The organism is Desulfogranum marinum (genome assembly GCF_016918565.1).
Lineage (GTDB): Bacteria > Desulfobacterota > Desulfobulbia > Desulfobulbales > Desulfobulbaceae > Desulfogranum > Desulfogranum marinum.
In genome coordinates, this window is the sequence record NZ_JAFFQD010000001.1 from 28,586 (window position 1) to 48,448 (window position 19,863).

14 protein-coding genes are annotated in these 19,863 nt (G+C 44.7%); 5 read left to right on the forward strand and 9 right to left on the reverse strand.

The window, feature by feature from the left end; translation table 11 throughout:
* The first annotated feature begins 114 nt into the window (after window positions 1-114).
* Together JWH17_RS00115 and JWH17_RS00120 are read left to right on the forward strand one after the other, a co-directional pair.
* Window positions 115-1,674, forward strand: coding sequence for a sensor domain-containing diguanylate cyclase (locus tag JWH17_RS00115; protein ID WP_205220518.1), 1,560 nt, complete (start codon window positions 115-117; stop codon window positions 1,672-1,674).
* Window positions 1,675-2,360: 686 nt separating this feature from the next.
* Window positions 2,361-3,275: an HpcH/HpaI aldolase/citrate lyase family protein gene (locus JWH17_RS00120; RefSeq protein ID WP_205220519.1), complete on the forward strand. Its 915-nt coding sequence runs from the start codon at window positions 2,361-2,363 to the stop codon at window positions 3,273-3,275.
* Between the two features lie 88 nt (window positions 3,276-3,363).
* On the opposite strand, the gene JWH17_RS00125 is transcribed toward JWH17_RS00120, so the two are convergent.
* The 7 genes from JWH17_RS00125 to JWH17_RS00155 form a co-directional block, all read right to left on the reverse strand.
* Window positions 3,364-5,340, reverse strand: a complete 1,977-nt coding sequence (locus JWH17_RS00125) for a pyruvate carboxylase subunit B (RefSeq protein ID WP_205220520.1) — start codon at window positions 5,338-5,340, stop codon at window positions 3,364-3,366.
* A 56-nt stretch (window positions 5,341-5,396) separates the two neighbouring features.
* Entirely contained in the window at window positions 5,397-5,594 is a 198-nt protein-coding gene (locus tag JWH17_RS00130; protein WP_205220521.1) for a hypothetical protein, read from the reverse strand.
* A 72-nt stretch (window positions 5,595-5,666) separates the two neighbouring features.
* Complete coding sequence (locus JWH17_RS00135) at window positions 5,667-7,223, reverse strand: acyl-CoA carboxylase subunit beta (RefSeq protein WP_205220522.1); 1,557 nt, start codon at window positions 7,221-7,223, stop codon at window positions 5,667-5,669.
* Window positions 7,224-7,328: 105 nt separating this feature from the next.
* Window positions 7,329-8,195, reverse strand: coding sequence for a succinate--CoA ligase subunit alpha (gene sucD / locus JWH17_RS00140; RefSeq protein ID WP_205220523.1), 867 nt, complete (start codon window positions 8,193-8,195; stop codon window positions 7,329-7,331).
* 106 nt (window positions 8,196-8,301) lie between these two features.
* Window positions 8,302-9,459: an ADP-forming succinate--CoA ligase subunit beta gene (sucC, locus tag JWH17_RS00145; RefSeq protein WP_205220524.1), complete on the reverse strand. Its 1,158-nt coding sequence runs from the start codon at window positions 9,457-9,459 to the stop codon at window positions 8,302-8,304.
* 866 nt (window positions 9,460-10,325) lie between these two features.
* Window positions 10,326-11,288 (reverse strand): hypothetical protein, encoded by a 963-nt coding sequence (locus tag JWH17_RS00150; protein WP_205220525.1) that lies wholly within the window; start codon window positions 11,286-11,288, stop codon window positions 10,326-10,328.
* A gap of 497 nt (window positions 11,289-11,785) precedes the next feature.
* Window positions 11,786-13,615 carry an extracellular solute-binding protein gene (locus tag JWH17_RS00155; RefSeq protein ID WP_205220526.1) on the reverse strand — a complete coding sequence of 610 codons (1,830 nt, stop codon included), beginning with the start codon at window positions 13,613-13,615 and terminating at the stop codon, window positions 11,786-11,788.
* A 585-nt stretch (window positions 13,616-14,200) separates the two neighbouring features.
* Here JWH17_RS00155 and JWH17_RS00160 point away from each other — a divergent pair.
* From JWH17_RS00160 to JWH17_RS00170, 3 genes are all read left to right on the forward strand, one after another.
* The gene (locus JWH17_RS00160; RefSeq protein WP_205220527.1) at window positions 14,201-15,487 is read left to right on the forward strand and encodes a 3-isopropylmalate dehydratase large subunit; all 1,287 of its coding nucleotides are present in this window, start codon (window positions 14,201-14,203) and stop codon (window positions 15,485-15,487) included.
* Between the two features lie 126 nt (window positions 15,488-15,613).
* Window positions 15,614-16,150 (forward strand): 3-isopropylmalate dehydratase small subunit, encoded by a 537-nt coding sequence (locus tag JWH17_RS00165; protein WP_205220528.1) that lies wholly within the window; start codon window positions 15,614-15,616, stop codon window positions 16,148-16,150.
* 54 nt (window positions 16,151-16,204) lie between these two features.
* Complete coding sequence (locus tag JWH17_RS00170; RefSeq protein ID WP_205220529.1) at window positions 16,205-17,404, forward strand: aminotransferase-like domain-containing protein; 1,200 nt, start codon at window positions 16,205-16,207, stop codon at window positions 17,402-17,404.
* Between the two features lie 84 nt (window positions 17,405-17,488).
* Here the strand turns inward: JWH17_RS00170 and JWH17_RS00175 are convergent, their stop codons facing one another.
* A complete protein-coding gene (locus JWH17_RS00175; RefSeq protein WP_205220530.1) occupies window positions 17,489-18,433 on the reverse strand; it encodes a DnaJ C-terminal domain-containing protein in 945 nt (314 codons plus the stop codon).
* 103 nt (window positions 18,434-18,536) lie between these two features.
* On the reverse strand, window positions 18,537-19,790 hold the full coding sequence (dacB, locus tag JWH17_RS00180) for a D-alanyl-D-alanine carboxypeptidase/D-alanyl-D-alanine endopeptidase (protein WP_205220531.1): 1,254 nt from the start codon (window positions 19,788-19,790) through the stop codon (window positions 18,537-18,539).
* Window positions 19,791-19,863 lie beyond the last annotated feature (73 nt).

Genomic DNA, 19,863 nt, shown 5'->3' on the forward strand with positions numbered 1-19,863 from the left:
TCCTTCAAAAAATCCGTTGTATACTCTATAGAGTAATATAATGATTAAACTCGTTAAATAATTGTACTGTTTTTTTCAGTCGATGTACATCAATGCACTCAACAGGTGTTGGCAATGACCCAAAATTCAGAAGAAGTACTCGAGCAAATACTGCAATCTAACGAGCTCCCTACCCTCCCTGTGGTTGCGTCAAAACTGCTCACTATCACGGCAAAGGAAGAAACCACCCTCACAGATATAGCTAACCTCATTACACGGGATGTTGCCCTGTCGTCTAAAGTGCTGCGAGTATCCAATTCCTCTTTCTACAGCTTTCCCCAACAGATCGCCAACATTAACCAGGCGGTTTCGATCCTGGGAACCAATGCTGTAAGAAGCCTCGTACTTTCCTTTTCCTTTCTCAACTTAAGAAGCAAAAACAGTAGCCCTCGCTTTCAATTTAATACATTCTGGGAAGAATCCGTTATCTGCGCCACCGCAGCTAAACTGATTTTAGAGCAACTCAATGATGTCAGCACTGAAGAAATTTTTATTTCAGGATTACTCAACAATTTAGGCAAGCTCATCTTCGCCACCACCCTTCCCGCTGAATACGATAAAGTGCTGGCAAAACTGGAAGAAAATCCTGAAATAGATGAAGAAATAATTGAAAAAAAAATAATCGGTCTTTCACACAGCGTTGCCGGTTATGAAGCTGCGAAAGCATGGGGTTTTCCGGATAGTCTTCTCTTACCCATAAAATATGCGCATGCCCCTGAAGAGTACGACGGTCAGGATACCAACCTTGAACTGAATATTCGTGCAATCTATCTCGCGCAATTACTGACCCGGATATACTATTCTCAAAAACCGGAGCAGTATCATAAACTCTTTCGCAAAAAAGCTAAAAAGCTGCTTTCTTTAAACCCTCTGGTCATCAACACAATCCTTCGTCAATTGGACCGGGAAATTGATAAGAGTGCTGATTTTTTTAATATAAAAATTCATAATATTAAATCAGTGGCTGAAATTCTTCAGGAAGCAAACCTGCGACTCAGTCTGCTTAATCTCTCCTATGAAGAGATGAACCGAGAACTGATAAAGGCAAAAATGGAGCTTGAAAACCTCACAGATGAGCTTGCTCAAAAAAATGCTCTACTCGAGAATTTAGCTAACATTGACAGTCTGACAGAAATCAACAACCATCGCTTTTTCCATAACTTTCTCGACACCGAGATCAATCGTTCCATTCGTAACAACAGTACCATCTCCATCCTTCTGGCCGATATTGACCATTTCAAACAATTCAATGATACATATGGCCACCAGGTTGGTGATTTTATTTTAAAAGAATTCTGCCGAGTTGCGAAAGAAAATATCAGAGAATATGACCTGATTGCCAGGTACGGTGGTGAAGAATTTGTCTTTGTGCTGCCGGAGACAGAGCCGGAAGAAGCCATGCTTGCTGCCGAAAAAATTCGCACAATCATAAATGATTATGATTTTGACGATAGAGAGCGCACCTATAAACTCACCATAAGTATCGGCGTTGCCAGTGCGCGACCAGAAAGTAAGGATTTTTCAAAAAATGATTTTATCAATCTGGCTGACAATGCGTTGTATGAAGCTAAAGCAGCTGGTCGGAATAAAACAGTCCTCTACTCACCGAAAAAGAAAAAATGGTTTAAACTATAACGATCTCGATTTTTGAGGCTCTCCTTGTAAGATCGTTCCAAATATTTTTTTACCGGCTATACTTTACATGCATGTAACCCCACATACAGGCACCCAATCTCTGGACAGTACTGATCTCTCGCATAGATGACTCTGTTGATTTACTAGAATTTTCGTTCAAGGTCGAGGCATGATAAAAAAATAACCACAGGCATATATTTGATATTCCGAGGATTATTTTTTTAACATAACGAAGAGATTGGTCGAAAAGGCAGTAAATCAACGGGCTCATAGATGAGTCTACCGAAATCTTCGCTTCCTTCGAAAAATCATGGCTGTCCAAACTGATGGTACATGCAAGCAGTTACATCCAATATAACATAATTGCCATCCTAGACTTTTCCATACTGCAAAAAGTTATCCACTACTCGGCAATGATCACAACCAACCTACGCGAGTATCCCCAACCCTTGCTAAATATAGATACAATTTCAGAATAACATGGCGTGACGTACATATCCTTACCAGTTTATCCAGCTAAAGATTGAGGGCATCTACGTTGCAAATAGAATATTTTACAGGCAATAGCCTTTCTCACTATAAATTTCTTAACAGGAAGCAGCCATCCTGATAAGGTAGACACTTGATTTAATATGATAAGTTTTCCCCTTTTTTCCGCCACCAATTTAGCTCACCATGAGGTGTATATGAAACCAAGACGATCAAATCTTTCTGTGCCCGGTCATGTTGAAAAAATGCATGCAAAGGCAGCCAAAAGTGCCGCGGATGTGATAATGCTGGATCTTGAAGACAGTGTCCCGGTTGATAGCAAAGACCAGGCGAGAGAACAAGTTATTGAGTCTCTCACGCAACTGGATTGGAGTAATAGTACGGTAACGGTAAGGATAAACAGCCTCGACACTCCTTTTGCCTACCGTGATCTACTTGAGGTTGCTGAAAATTGTGGCCATATCATCGACGCTATTGTCATTCCTAAGGTAAACCATCCTAGTGATATTCACTTTGCTGATCACTTGCTCAACGGTGTCGAACTCAATAAAAACATATCCGTTGCCGTCGGAATAGAAGCCTCCATTGAAACAGCTGAAGGCCTCCAGGCCGCATATGAAATAGCAGGGGCAAGCCAACGCGTAACTTCGCTCGTTTTCGGGATTGCTGACTATTCAGCATCTATTGGAGCACGTTTGGTTTCTATTTCAGGTCATGGTGAAAAAGAAGAAGATCTCTATCCTGGGCACAGATGGCACTTTCCACTCAGTAAGATGGTGATGGCCGCCAAAGCCAATGCCACTCTTGCTATTGATGCCCCTTATGGTAACTTTAAAGATCTCGATGGATTACGCCGGTCAGCCGTCATGGCGTGTGCCTTGGGATGTGACGGCAAGTGGGCTATTCATCCTGGACAGGTTGATGTAATCAACGAAGTCTTTACTCCGGCACAAGAGGATATAGATCTTGCTCAAAAAGTATTGGCAGCCAACGAAGAAGCTAAAGCAAAAGGGAAGGGAGCGATTGCGGTAGAAGGCCGAATGGTGGACCAGGCAACGGTACGCCTTGCAACCAACCTCTGGAACCAGGCTAAACACCTGGGACTTGTCTAAATTGAATTGCTAATCGGTTTAGTAACAATATAAAAAAAAGGGGTACTCAGAAGAGTACCCCTTTTTTTATACTACTGGGTAATGCGCGTTAGCCGATAACAGCCAAAACTGCATCTTTAACAACGGTATCACCGGAGGCAAAGCCAAGAGCTTTTACTTCGCCATCACATGGTGCACCAAGAGCGTTTTCCATTTTCATGGCTTCAAGAATAACGACGGTATCACCAGCGCTGACAGTATCACCAACATTTACATTATACTTGATGATCAGACCAGGCATTGGAGCGGTCAAAGGTGTTCCACCTTCAACAGCTACCGGAGCAGGTGCGGCAGCGGCAGGTGCAGCAGCAGGAGCGGCAGCAGCAGGAGCGGCAGCAGCGGCTGGCCTTGGAGCAGCAGCAGGAGCGGCAGCAGGTGCAGCCATTACAGGTACGTCACCTGTCGGGTCAACTTCAACGTTGAAATACTCACCGTCAACAAACACGTTAAATGTTCTAAGGTTAGCGGTTTTTTCAGGAGTGTCAGGCTTGGCTTCAAGCAATTGACCGGCTTTTGCCTTGGCAACCAATGCATCTTTAGCCTTAATTTCGTCCATGGTGAGCGGACGAACTTCTTTAGGCGGCTCAGAAACACCATATTTCCACTCAAGGAATTTCTTACCGGTTACAGGATAAATGGCATACAGTATGAGATCGTCGATATCTTTAGCAAGATCGCCGATTTCCTTTTTTGCTTTTTCCAATTCAGGCTCAAGTACTTCTGCAGGACGACAAGTGATAGGTTCTTCACCACGCTCGTATCCTTTCAGCGCTTTTTTCTGTACTTCAGGATCAATAGGTATAGCGGTTTTACCATACAGACCATAACAAAGATCTTTTACCTGGGCGGTAATCATCTTATACCGCTCTTCTTCGGTATCAAACAAAACGTTATTGACAGTCTGAATACCAACAATCTGGCTTGTAGGTGTAACAAGCGGAATCTGACCAAGTTCTTTACGAACGATAGGCAGCTCTTTGTATACGTTGTCAATTTTGTCAAGAGCGTCCATTTCACGGAGCTGATTAACAAGGTTAGACAACATACCGCCAGGAGTCTGGTGCAACAGTACGTTGATGTCAGTGATGGAAAATTTGGAATCATCTGCCAGGTGCTTGTACTTAGGTAGAACTTCTTTTTCCAGAATAACGTTAATTTCCGCAAGCTTCTTGATGTCAAAACCGGTGTCGCGGTTGGTACCCAACAGTGACATAACAAAAGGTTCAACTGCTGCATGCGATGTACGATAGGCATATGGGGCCATACAGGTATCAATAATGTCAACGCCGGCTTCAATTGCTTTCAGGTGACTCAGCGGAGACATACCTGAAGTGAAGTGACTATGCAGATGAACAGGTGTATCTGTATTTTCCTTGATAGCCTTAACAATCGCATACGCATCATAAGGAGCAATCAGACCAGCCATATCTTTGATACAGATTGAGTCTGCACCCATGGAATCAAGGTCTTTTGCTTTATTTACATAGTAGTCAATGTTATACAGATCGCCACCAAGACGAGGCTCGGTCAGGGTGTAGCAGATACAACCCTGGAAATGCTTACCGGAAGCCTTGATTTGTTTAACAACGGTCTCAAAGTTACGGTAGTCATTGAGTGCATCAAAGGTCCGGAAAATATCCATTCCGTTTTCAGCTGCACGTTCAACAAAGGCAAGTGCCAAGTCATCGGCATAGTTGCGATATCCAACCAGGTTCTGCGCACGAAGCAGCATGGAAAAAGGGGTTTTCTTGATATAACGCTTCAGGGTACGCAGACGTTCCCAAGGATCTTCGTTCAAAAAACGATGCATTGTATCAAAAGTAGCGCCACCCCAGGTTTCGATTGCCCAGAAGCCAACCTCATCCATCATTTCCGCCACAGGAATCATGTCTTCAGTACGTCCGCGGGTTGCGAACAGAGACTGATGTCCATCACGAAGACTGAGGTCCATAACTTTTACTGGATTTTCCGCTGCAGGACGGTCAGCATCGTAATTCATGGCGGTCATTTTCACTTGGTCGCTCATTGTTTGTGTCTCCTCTAATTCTTGATCATTAAAATTCGAAATATATGGGGAAGCAATTAAAACAATCTTGCTTGCAACATTCTTCGCATGGACATCATTTCCTGTCGTCCACTAATTGCCCATAAGTTAGGTCCGGCCTTTGCAGCTGCAGCAGCCATAGCTTGCTGCTCCAGGTAGGCAGCTTCAGCTTCCTGCTGCAAATAAGCATTTACTGCTGCAAGCGCCGCTGCCATTTTTACGCTCTTTTTTGCCATCGTATCACCCATTGATGATTAATTAGATCACTGCATTTCCATGTCCAGAGGACTTAAACTGCGATGTCACTCCTACAGTGGAATATTGCCGTGCTTTTTCGCTGGGTTGGTATCGCGTTTACCACTGATGGTGTTCAAGGCATTAATGATGCGTGAACGAGTCTCAGCAGGCTCAATAACGTCGTCTATATACCCACGCTCTGCTGCACAATATGGATTGGAGAAGTTAGTGGTATACTCGTTCTCTTTTTCAGCAAGGAATGCAGCAGGATCATCTTCATTTTTCGCTGCACGCGCATAGAGAACTTCAACAGCACCCTTACCACCCATAACAGCAATCTCAGCGGTAGGCCAAGCATAGTTGATGTCGCAGCGAAGATGCTTGGAAGACATAACACAGTATGCCCCACCATATGCCTTACGGGTAATAATGGTAATTTTAGGAACTGTTGCCTCACCAAAGGCGTACATCAGCTTAGCACCATTTGTGATAACACCGCCGAATTCCTGATCAGTACCTGGAAGAAAGCCTGGTACGTCGACAAAGGTGATAACAGGTATATTAAAACAGTCACAGAAACGAACAAAACGAGCTCCTTTTTTAGAAGCATCGATATCAAGAACGCCTGCATAATACGAAGGTTGGTTAGCAACAATACCAACACTCTTCCCGCCATAGCGGGCAAACCCTACGATGATATTAGCTGCAAAATTTTCCTTGATTTCAAAGAAAACACCGTTATCAACAGTCTCTCTTATGACGTTTTTCATGTCATAAGCAGCATTGGGATTATCCGGAATAATCTCGTTGAGAGAGTCACAACGTCGAGTGATCGGATCGTCGCACTCTACGTCTGGAGGATCTTCCATGTTATTCTGCGGCAGGTACGACAACAGGTTCTGAATGTAGAGAATAGCTTCATCTTCATTCTCTGCGCCGTGGTCCGTAACACCGGATTTGGTGGTATGCATGGATGCACCACCAAGTTGTTCAACGGTTACGTCTTCGTTGAGTACGGTTTTAACAACCTTAGGTCCGGTCAGGAACATATAGGATTGCAATTTAACCTGGATAATAAAGTCGGTAAGGGCAGGTGAATAGACAGCTCCACCGGCACACGGGCCGAACACACCTGAAATCTGCGGAACAACTCCAGAAGACAGAATGTTGCGCAAGAAGATGTCGGTATAACCGCGCAGAGCTTCAATACCTTCCTGAATACGAGCACCACCGGAATCGTTCAAACCGATAACCGGGATACCATTTTTCACGCCGAGTTCCATAACCTTGACGATCTTCTCAGCAAGGGTTTCGGAAAGAGAACCGGCCAATACGGAAAAATCCTGGGCATATATATACACAGGGCGACCATTAATTTTACCGCAACCGGTTATAATACCATCACCGGCAAACTTAATTTTTTCCATACCGAAATTAACACATCGGTGGAGCTTAAAACAATCGTACTCCTCGAAAGAGCCTGGATCGACGAGTTGATTAATCCGTTCACGCGCCGTTTTTTTCCCTTTGGCATGAATCTTATCAATCTTGTCCTGGCCGCCACCGAGAAGTGCTTTTGCTCTGCGCTTTTTCAGCTCTTCAATTTTTTCTTTTGTTGTACTACTCATGCTGTCTCCTTGCTGCAGAATTCAGTGATCATTCCGTACTTCAGTTATGAGCACAGGAGCAGTGACCGAACGATCACTGCTCCCGCCTATTGGTAATTCAAAGGATCAGAAAACTTTTTTACAAAGATCGCCCATTTTACCAAGGTTTTCACAATGATGAACACCACTGGTCTTCATTGCTTCAATCTTGGCTTCAGCGGTTCCCTTGCCGCCGCTTACAATCGCACCAGCATGTCCCATACGACGACCTGGAGGAGCTGTAAGTCCTGCAACAAAGCCAACTACAGGCTTATCGGTGTTTGCTTTAATCCACTCACAAGCATCCTCTTCTGCATTACCGCCGATCTCACCAATCATTACGATGGCTTTTGTTTCGGGATCAGCTTCAAATGCTTCCAAACAATCGATGAAGTTGGTGCCGTTAATGGGGTCGCCACCAATACCGATACAAGTCGTTTGACCAAAACCTACGGAAGTCAACTGGTGAACAGCTTCATAAGTCAAGGTTCCGGAACGGGAGACAACACCAACATTACCAGGCTTACCCATGGTGTTTGGCATAATACCGATTTTGCACTCACCTGGGGTCATGATTCCTGGACAGTTAGGTCCAATCAGACGGGTGGTCTTGGTTGCGAGATAATTCTTCACCCGCATCATGTCCATGACCGGAATTCCCTCTGTGATACAGACGACGAGCTCAATACCGGCGTCTGCAGCTTCCATGATGGCATCTGCTGCAAATGGTGGCGGGACCAAAATCATGGAAGCATTCGCTCCTGATGCAGCCCTTGCTTCTTTTACTGAATTGTAAATCGGTACATCGTCCATTTTCTGTCCGCCCTTACCGGGAGTTACACCGGCAACGACGTTGGTTCCGTAAGCAATACAGGACCTTGCATGAAACTGGCCTTCCTGGCCTGTAATACCTTGTACAAGTAAACGGGTGTCTTTATTTACGAAAACGCTCATTGTATTCCTCTATGGATCTATTTGATAATTCCGTTGAATTCGAGTTTATCTTCTTTCTCCGACTTCGCACTCCCGACTGGAGAGACAGACAAAGAGAACTCGTTTATTAGGCTACAAGTGCCGCGACCTTTTCAGCTGCGTCAGCAAGATCAACAGCATTAACCAGGTCGAGACCGGAGTCTGCAAGAATCTTGCGGCCTTCTTCAACATTTGTTCCTTCCATACGGACTACAACAGGTACAGAGAGGCCCAATTTGGTAGCAGCCTGTACAACACCCTGCGCCAGAATATCACAACGAAGGATGCCGCCGAAGACATTAATCAGAATACCTTTTACGTTAGCATCGCTCATGATAAGGCGGAAACCGTTTTCAATGGCTTCAGCATTTGCTCCGCCTCCTACGTCAAGGAAGTTTGCAGGAGAAGCACCTGCCATCTTAACGATATCCATGGTAGCCATAGCAAGGCCTGCACCGTTAACGATGTTACCTACGTTACCATCCAGGTTAATGTAGTTGAGTCCATACTGGCTGGCTTCCAGTTCAATAGGATCTTCTTCGTCCGGATCATGCATTTCTTTTACATCCGGATGGCGATACATAGAGTTACCATCAACGTCGATCTTTGCATCAAGTGCGATGATGTCGTCTTCTTCAGTAATGATCAACGGGTTGATTTCCAGCATGGAGCAATCATAATCTACAAACAGGTTGTAGAGGTTCTTCACCAGTGCAGACATCGGCTTCATCAACTCTTTAGGCAATTCCAGGCCAAAGCAAACCTGACGAGTGTGGAAAGGCTGAACACCGGTTGTTGGGCTGACATGAACAGTGATGATACGCTCAGGAGTTTTTGCTGCAACTTCCTCGATATCCATACCACCGTCCTGACTGCAAACAATAGCCACAGAACAGGTTTCACGATCGGGAATAACGGAAAGATAAAGTTCTTTCTTAATACTCACACCCTGCTCAACCAACACCTTGTTGACCTTTTTACCTTGGGCACCAGTCTGCTTGGTGACAAGAGTCATGCCAATAATTTCATCAGAAACTGTTTTCACATCTTCTTTGGTTTTAGCAAGCTTTACACCGCCGCCTTTTCCACGACCACCTGCATGAACCTGGGCCTTTACAACTACAGGGAGTCCAAATTCGTCCGCGATTTTTTCAACTTCTTCTGTTTTGTAAGCGACCTTGCCATTAGGGGTCGGTACATTGTATTTCCGGAATAATTCCTTGGCCTGATACTCATGAATTTTCATAGACGCATCCTTTTGCGGAGTACCGTTCGTAATCGACGGGCGGTCTCCTAGAGAAGTAAAGTTGTTTCAAATTCCAAATAAACACCGCTACTACGAGCTCCAAGTGAATATCACTCGCTTTTTCGGGGATGGATTCGGCTAGACATAAAAAAAAATGCTGCTTCCATGGCAACCGATAATCGCAGTTGCCCTTATAGCCATTGTCTCATGCTGTACAACAAGCCTAAACCAGGCGCCCGATAGGTTAGAAATCTACAAAGCGGTAGCTCTGCCGATCCTTCGACCCTCTCAGCGGACCACAATGTGGCCCAACGAGCAAACTCGAAAACCTATAAGCAACCGTTTTTTCAGGAAATGTTGAAGGCGAGAAAAAATGTGAAGATTAATGCCTGATGCAAAAACCCGGGTTTGCCCCACGTCTGAAAGGTGTGCGGAAAATAGAGTCTTCCCCTTTCAACAACGTTCATTTTACCGCTGCCATATCCGAAAAAACCACTCAAAACTCAGCACTTATCTCCAATTGCCAAGTCCGAGTCAAGCGATCATTAAAGAATGACGTGGGACAAAAAAAGAAATCCTGTTACATGAGAAGAAAAAACAAAACGTTATGCACTCCTTCCTAACGTTTTGTTTTGGACGTATCCAGCACGTTACACCCCGTCTTCACCCCACAAGATCGAAAATTACGCCCAGCACAATCCTTACTAATATCACTCAAAACTCAAGTTTTATAACAGCATTCACAACTGCCAGTCAAGGGATAAATAACGGTTGATACTCGTTATAAAATAAAGGGCCGTAGAGAAGATAAAATATAAAATAGGTAGACCAAAGAAAGTACCTGCAAAGAGTTATTGGTATACTTATTATTCCACGTCCTTTTTCCTCTCAGAAATTTTGTCTATTGAGATTTCAAGGGACTCAAGGATAATTCCTGTGTAGCGTTGCAGTCTCTCCTGTATATAGGATCGCATCTCGTGCAAGCCGCCGGCGAGTGTTTTTCCATAAGGTACGCTGACATACAAATCAATCCCGTAACCGGAACGAGAGCTTTTCACCTTAATCTTTCGTACCCGGACCTCGCTGTCATACTCATCTATACAGTGCAGAATCATCTGGGTGAGAGCTGCTTCAGAAATGGTTACACTGCCAGGTGTCTTTTCATTGCTGTGAAAGTCAGGCTGCACCACGGATTTATCAAAAAAACGTGCTTTTTTTACTCCGCTGGAATTTCTATCACCTTTAAAAAAAATGCGAATTGAGTCTGAAAGTATCTGGGCATAATCTCTTTTAATCTCAATTGCCGGAACAGGGATTACATGCTTCCCCTCTTCAAATCGTGACTTAATAGCATTTTCAATATCTTCTTTGCTGGCAATCTCTTCGATATTGACGATTTGACTTATGGGGGGTAAATCCAAGCGATCGGCCATCCTCGCTACCATTTTATTCGAAGTACCCAAAAGAAGAATTTTTTTAACCTTATTTTTCTGGATGGCTTCTACAACCTGATCACGATGAACAGAATCTGTAAAAAGGGCTGTTTTAATGGCACTGATATAATTTTTCTCCTGCTTCGCAGACCTACCAGCAAGAATAGTGGACTCATGGATAAGCAAACCGTCGTCCAGGATGTAAGGGATACCGATTTTCTCGGCCAATAATTTAGCGCGGAAGCTCTTCCCAGTACCACTTTTCCCGACCAGGGCATACACAGTAATCCCCTGTAATCGTCCTTTAACCTTGTTAAAAAATTGATAGATCTCTTTTCCTGTGAGATATATCCACTGCTGTTGTTCTTTGCTGCCTTTATCGGCGGAAACAGTCATAGGCCGTCTCTTGCTCAGCTCTTTGAAAATAAATCGTTGATAAACAGATACCATGCATCTATTTTTGCTCCAGGCATCATATTGTCCTCGAGATTAAGTACAGAGTTTGGCATCAATCTAGTAATTACGGGAGCAACAACATTTCCCTTAGGTTCGAAATCCTACCTAGAATTTCTCATAACTTTTTTGATTTTACACTCAATTATTTGATATTCTTTTTAAAAAATAACTGCGCGATTAACAGCCCATTTTTCATTTTCAATCAAAAAGGTCTCCTTTTTTCGAGTCAATAGATTTTCCAGCAGGATCTACGTTAAAAACCACTTGCGGTAGTTTACCACGGGGTCTTCGCTACCTGCTGCGCGGCCTGTGCCTTGCCCTGCGAAAAACTTTATTGATGAAAATTCCGGGCTCATCTTCATCACAAAATTATCACCCCAGCATGCCTTCACCTTTTTATCATTCTGCAAAAAACGCACCAACCCTACGCATATCTATCACTCTTGCCACCAAGTGTAGAGAAATTGCTCATAATTATAGTACAATGGGAGGGTTTGAGGATGCTTTAATCGTGCATCATAGGCTAGTCGATGATTGGCAAGGTACCAATTCGGTACTACATAGTAGCCATACCAAAGGACCCTGTCAAGCGCTCGACAAGCTGCAACCAACTGTGTCCTATTTTCAGCATAAATGATTTTTTCCACTAAATCGTCAACAATCGGATCCTGTACCCCTGCTATATTTTTGGAGCCTTTTTTAATCGCGGCAGATGCACTCCAATAATCACGCTGTTCATTTCCCGGCGACTGAGACTGTCCAAAAACAGCGACAGTCATGTCAAAGTCAAAATTTTTTATTCTATCAGTATATAATGCAGGATCAATGGTCCTGTACGTCACATCTATGCCCAGTCTTTTCAAATTCTTGACATAGGCAGCCATCACCCGCTCAAAAGACGGGCTTACAAGCAAAATCTCAAACCGAAAAGGCTGATTATCCTCATTCACCAACACCCCTTCTCGGACCGACCACCCTTCTTCTTCCAGCATCTGTTTAGCCTTGCGCATGTTTTTCCTCAAGCTACCTGGAGGGACGGTCGTTGGCGGGGATAACGGCTGGGTAAAAACCTCGGCTGGTAATGTATCCCGAAAAGGTTCAAGCATTTCCAATTCCAGGCCCGTAGGGAGCCCCTGAGCGGCAAGTTCAGAATTAGAAAAATAAGAGTTATTGCGGGTATATTGATTAAAAAATAACGCATTATTAGACCACTCAAAATCAAATGCAAGGCCAAGAGCCTGCCGGACCCGGGGATTGGCAAACAACTGTTTTCTCGTATTAAAAACAAATCCCTGCATACCTGCATTATTGTGGTGCGGGAAAGCGGTTTTCAATAACTCCTTACTGTTGAATCGTTTTCCTACTAAATCCCGCTGCCACTGTTTGGCTATATTGACGTACATGACGTCAAACTCACCAGCTTTGAAAGCTTCCACACTAACAACCTGATCTTTAAAATATTTGACGGTTATTGTGTCAAAATTAAACATCCCTTTACGAACCGGATGATTTTCAGCCCAATAGTTTGGATTTCTTTTATAGCTTATCGATTTACCCGGATTAATATCAGCTATCGTATACGGCCCTGAACCTATTGGGATTACCATGCCTTCTCCGCCTTCAGACGAAAAGGGGTGCTCATCATAAAACCGCTTATTGAGTACAGGGAGCTGACCCGCTATCATATGTAATTCGCGGTTCACTTGTGCAAAGTTAAAACGGATCACCAACGGGCTCAGGATTTCTGCATCTTTTATATCCCTCAGATAGATCTGGTAAAAAGGATGGGCAGCACTGCTTTTTAACGTTTGCAAAGAAAAAAGAACATCTTGGGCAGTAATTGGTGTCCCATCTGCAAATCGCGCTTCTTCATCCAGGGTGAAAGTTACCGATTTCTTATCTGCAGCCAACACGATATCTTTTGCAATAAGTCCATAATTGGCGAAAGGTTCATCCAGGCTGGGAACGGTCAGGGTCTCAAACACCAAGGATGATAGCCCCAGCGGTGCGGCACCTTTCAATGTAAACGGATTCAGCTTGTCAAAACTGCCGAGATCATGAAGAACGAGTTTCCCGCCCTTTTGGGCATCTGGTGAAGTATAAGCAAAACGCTCAAAGTCCGGCGGGTATTTCAAAGTACCGTCAAGGCTCTCTCCATGGGATGCAAAACAGGACGACGGAATTATTACCTGCCAGCAGCATACAAGCAGGACATAAAAACAAAATACTCTTTGCCGGGCCTTCGGGTTCAATATTTTTTTTTGCATAGTAGACTCTTCACGAGTTAAACGGGCAGCATGTACTCCGTTAGAGAGGGTGATCAAACAGTAAAAATAAGCTCAGGGGTTAAACATAAAGCCACTTGCAGAGCTCAACTCATGAGCAGGTGTAGCCACAACAATGACTCGACGACTTGACACTGTACCAGCAGTCACTATAAGCAATCACTCCGCTTCTGTACAGATGATAGCCCGGATTTCTCATCAGTTCAGGCAGCGTCAGGTTCAAAGTTTTTGGCTATGAATAAGAATAGGTTATATTCATGACCAAAATACTGAAGAAGATGGTGCTGGATGGACTGATCTGTGGTGAACATTGTGTTTAACTTTCAAACCCATATGAGTTTGCATGCCATGCAGAAATTGTCTCTAACTTGACAAGTTGAGACAATGTTCATGAGAAATCCGAGTTAGCAGCAAGTTACCCACTTCTTTTAAAGGAAAAAATTGACGAATTTTCACTCTGCGTGTAATTACTGTTCCTTTATTTAATCTTACCTCTCAAGACAAACCGGCACCTGTAAAAGTTGTCTGTCTGATCAAAAAATTTCCCTTTGATTCCTGGAGTAAAAAATGGGACAAACCATCACCGAAAAAATTTTTGCCGCCCATAAACGAGATACCCCTGCCCCTGATAACATGGTGCTTGATCTTGACGTTATTATGTGCCACGAAATTACAACGCCAATAGCGATAATGGACCTTGTGGAAAAAGGAATGGACCGCGTATGTGATCCGACCAAAATCAAGGCTGTTATTGATCACGTTACCCCTGCTAAAGACAGTAAAACCGCCACCCAAGCCAAAATCATGCGCGACTGGGCAGCTCGACACAATATACAAGATTTTTTTGATATCGGTCAAAATGGTGTTTGTCACGCCCTTTTTCCGGAAAAAGGATTTATCCGCCCGGGATACACGGTAATCATGGGTGATTCCCATACCTGCACCCATGGTGCTTTCGGTGCTTTTGCCGCCGGAGTCGGCACCACCGACCTGGAAGTAGGCATCCTCAAAGGAGTCTGCGCTTTCAGGGCGCCACAATCCCTAAAAATAGAAGTGACAGGAACCCTGCAGCCAGGGGTTGTTGCCAAGGATATCATCCTTCACATTATAAAGCAGCTGACGGTAAACGGGGCAACAGACATGGTCATTGAATTTTGCGGCCCTGTGATAACGGCAATGAATATGTCTTCTCGGATGACCCTGTGCAATATGGCTGTAGAAGCCGGGGCCACTTCCGGTGTCTGCCTCCCCGACGAGGTGACGGCACAGTATTTGTGGCCCTTTATTAAAGATGAATACGACTCAATTGAAGCAGCGATCAGTGATTTCAGCAAATGGCATTCCGATGCAGACGCGGTGTATGCGAAAGAACTTTCTGTCGATGTAACAGACCTGTCTCCACAGGTAACTTACGGTTACAGGCCAGACAATGTTAAGGATGTTGCCGAGCTTGCCGGCACCAAAATTGACCAAGTTTATATCGGCAGCTGTACCAATGGACGAATTGAAGACGTCCGCGAAGCGGCAGCCATCCTCAAGGGAAAAGTAGTAGCTCCAGGGGTCCGCGGTATCCTTACTCCAGCCACCCCTGGTATTTACTCACAAGCCCTGGAAGAAGGGCTGATCAAAATTTTCATGGACAGTGGTTTTTGCGTCCTCAATCCCACATGCGGTGCCTGTCTGGGCATGAGCAGTGGTGTCCTTGCCGAAGGCGAAGTCTGCGCATCAACAACCAATCGAAATTTTAACGGCAGGATGGGCAAAGGTGGCATGGTGCACCTGATGAGCCCGGCAAGCGCTGCCGCGGCAGCCGTTACCGGCGTTATCACAGATCCACGACAATTATCAAGCTAAACACATGTCAATGCTCTCCAAGTGGCAGGGCATTGACAGGCTAGCCATAAATAAAGGCAGGGAGAATTTGAGCGTAACACCCTCAATACCTCGACCTGACTATAAAAATAAAGAGGCACAATAACAATGAAACGCTTTGGTGGCCAAGCAGCCTTTATCAACAGAGATGATATTAATACCGACGAGATTATTCCAGCTAAATACCTCACAGAAATTACCAAAACCGCTCTCAAGCCTCACCTGCTTGAAGATCTGCATTTGGAAGGCCAGATTTTTGATCCTCACGCAGATGAGATCCAAAAAGCCAACGTGCTGGTAACAGGCTCAAATTTTGGTTGTGGTTCTTCCCGTGAGCATGCTGTATGGGCATTGGAAGTAAATGATATCAACCTGGTAATAGGAAAGAGTTTTGCCCGAATATTCAGACAAAACATGTTCAACTGCGGGATCCTCGCCATAGAGTTACAACAGGCCGATCTGGACGCACTCTTTGCAATGCCCGGTATAATTACAATCAGCGTGGACCTGGAACAGGAAACCATAACAGCTGTAAGCGATGCTCCCGAAACAGAAACACGGACCTGCTCCTTTACTTTAAACAGTTTTGATAAACAATTAGTCGCCGCCGGCGGCTGGCTCAACTTTGCCGATCAAAACTACTGATCCTGGTTTTTGCTCTTTTTCAGCCTACGAATCTCAACTCACCCTATCTCTGCCATGGACACCCTCTTTTCAGATAGAATTTCAGATGTTCCGCAATCGTTTATACGAGAAATACTCAAGGTAACCCTTGATGACTCTATTATTTCATTTGCAGGAGGGCTTCCCAACCGAAACCTGTTTCCGGTCAAAGAGCTGCAACAAGCCGCAGATTCGGTTTTCACAGAGGCAGGCCGCGAGGTACTGCAATATGCAAATTCGGAGGGGTATCTGCCTCTACGACAATACATTTCAGAGAGATACCGCATAAAGCAACAGTTGGATATACCACCTGAAAACATCCTGATCACAACAGGCTCCCAGCAGGGGTTGGACCTGCTGGGCAAAATCTTTATCAACAATGGCGATGGGGTGGCAATTGAAGAACCTGGCTACTTGGGTGCTATCCAGGCATTTTCGATGTATCGTCCCCTTTTCAAAGGTATTCCTGTTACTGAAGAAGGTATGGATACCAAACGGCTAAAATCTGCTCTAGAAGAAAACAACATAAAACTCATCTATACGGTTCCCAACTTCCAAAACCCTGCCGGTATTTCCTATAGTAGTACCAACCGCGAGGAAGTAGCTCAAATTGTCAGCCAAACCCAAAGCACCCTGATCCAAGATGATCCTTACGGTGATTTACGCTTTACCGGTCAAGCCAAACAAAATTTTCAATCGCTGATCCCTGATCAATGCGTTCTTCTAGGCTCTTTCTCAAAAACCATTGCCCCATCGTTACGCATTGGGTGGCTGGCGGCTAAGCCACAGCTCATGGAAAAGTTGCTTATAGCCAAACAGGCGTCTGATCTGCATACCGACTATTTGGCCCAAAGGATTTTGTATCAATTTTTAGCAGACAATGACCTTGACGCGCATATTCAAACAATTATTCGTGCATACGGGGAACAAAAGCAGACTATGGTGCAGAGCATCAAGCAATATTTTCCGCCTGATGTGCGCTTTACAAATCCTGAAGGCGGGATGTTTCTTTGGATCACCTTGCCCGAACAGTTGTCGGCAATGACCCTTTTCAAGACAGCCCTCAAAGAAAAAGTCGCCTTTGTGCCGGGCACACCTTTTTACGTGGACAGAGAAGATACAAACACATTGAGGCTAAATTTTTCCTGCATGGATAATGCGACCATAGAAACAGGTATTCAGCGACTGGGGGCAGCAATTCGCTCGCTGGCGAAAGAAAAAGACAACTCCATATGATGGTTATTTTTGAACAAGAATAAATAACCATCATATGGAGTTAAAAAGGACGAACTTCCTGATATGGAGTTAACTTAGATCAAACTAGAGCGACACTTCGCCCAGCGACTTTATAAGTTTTTCCTGCTCCTCGTTGAGTTCTTTTGGTATCTGAATCGCTATTTTCACAAGTAAATCTCCGCGATTTCCCCCTGGCCCACAGGGCAGCCCATACCCCTTGATACGCAACTTTGCTTCCTGCTGCACCCCTGCAGGCACTTTTACATTAAACTTTTTCCCTTCCAAAGACTCAACAGTCACCTTTGTTCCCAGACATGCCTGACTGAAAGGAATGCGCTCTTCCAGCACAAGATCTTCCCCGCTCCGTTTGAAACGCTCATGGGATTCTACATTCACTTTCAGATACAAGTCACCAGCCGGACCGCCTGAAGAAGACGGGCTCCCTTTCCCGGTCAAACGCAGCCTTTTGCCGGCCTCAATTCCCTGGGGGACTTTCACCGTCACACTGCGAGGTCGTCCATTATTGCGCAGGCTGATTACCTTTTCTGCCCCATTGAGAACGTCTTCCAGGGAAATGGTCAATTCAAAGGTAAGATCTTGGCCTTTGGTTTGCTGCGTATGCGTTGCACAACCACCACCACCGCATCCGCCACGTCCACTTGAATGGCTAAAAAAAGACTCGAAAGGAGTCCCTCCTCGGCGAGTTCCCTGGAACCCTGAACCGGTTCTAAAAGAGGCGCCTCCAAAACCGAATTGGCCGAGAATATCATTGAGATCAAAGCCTCTGAAAATATCTTCCTGGGAAAAACGCTGTTGAAAACCTGTCGAGCCGAACGTGTCGTACTGTTTCCTTTTTTCAGAATCTGAAAGAACCGCGTACGCTTCACTGATCTCCTTAAACTTCTTCTCCGCCTCTGCATTATCCGGATTTTTGTCCGGATGATATTTCAAGGCAAGTTTTCTGTAGGCTTTCTTAATTTCATCGGCAGTGGCTGTTTTAGCTACTCCCAAGATCGTATAATACTCCATTTTGTTTATCGACGTCGCTATAAAGTTGTAGAATGCGGGTTTTAACGCCGCCCTGAATTTTGTGGTTACAATATAAGCCCGATGTTACAATTGTCTATCAAACTCAATTGTAGTTTGCTTTATTTATCCACTGTCCCTGCGAAAAGAGCCCTTCCTCTAAATGACCGGTTTTCAATCGATCCAAAATTGAAGCACGATTGTTTTCAGGTTGATTAAGAAAAATAACATAGGGATGACCATCTGGAAAATACCCCGCATAATTATAGACGCCCTGCAAGGTGCCCGTTTTGGCGAGTACCCCCCTATATTTCCTGAGCAGTAACTTATGCGGTGTGAAAACTTTCAAAATTTTCAACATGCTTCGAACCGACATCCTGTTTTGCCGTGATAAACCGGCTCCATCAACGACAGCGGCGGCATCAGACATATCACCTCCTAACGCCTCATGCAATACCTGCTGTATGGCAGTGGCAGATTTTTCCCACGTTGCCGGATACCCAAACCGCTTAGCACCACAGGCAAGAAAAAGCTGGTTTGCTATAAAATTAGAGGAATAATAAAGCATATTCTTCACAACCTCTTCAAGCGTCCTTGGGTTTTTGTAAATAAATATGCACTGTGCTGTAGTGGGAACCGACCTTACTCCTGTTTCGCCTGAAACAAGGATTCCGACCTCCTTAAAGAGAGCGAGAAAAAGTTCGCTGGTATAACGCGCTGCAGCTGTTTGCGGCCGACACCCACCAACACAGATATTCACTCGGTGAATTCCCGGCTTTCTCCCTTTGCCGACCTCTTTCATAAAGGGCAACCATGGGGTCTGGGGCTCACTTGAAAGCACACGTCTTCGACTATCGACCCGAACAGGCAGACTGTTAAAATTGACCGAAGTGGCTGCAACAGGCGCGTCATAGGCGTTACTACTATTACTGCTTCCTGGTGGTACACCATCAAGCGCATACACTGAATTATCAATAAAAATCCCTTTGATATGTCCCACCTGCTGCGTTTTCAATTGAGTGACAATACGACGCACGTCTTCAGACAAGAGCAGCGGATCACCATAGCCCTTGATGTACAAGATCTGCTTGTCATCCAGATAAAATTCAGTGGTAAACCGATACGCTGGGCCAAGAATCCGGAGGGCTGAAAGAGCAGTAACAATCTTAACAACGCTGGCAGGAATGTAGGCGGTATCGAGATTGCAACCATCTACGACATTCCCGAAACTGTCGGCAATGCCATAACCACCGCTTTTAATAAACGTAGAATAATCCCGGCAGGCTGCATGTACAGCCCGCAGAGGGAAACAGGAAGCGATAAAAAAAAAGACAGGCAATATTAAAAATTTCCGCACCACTTCCGCTTCTCCTTTTCATCCCTATTGCTCATGAACTTTGTTTCAATTTACCCATCTGCACACAAGTTCGTCT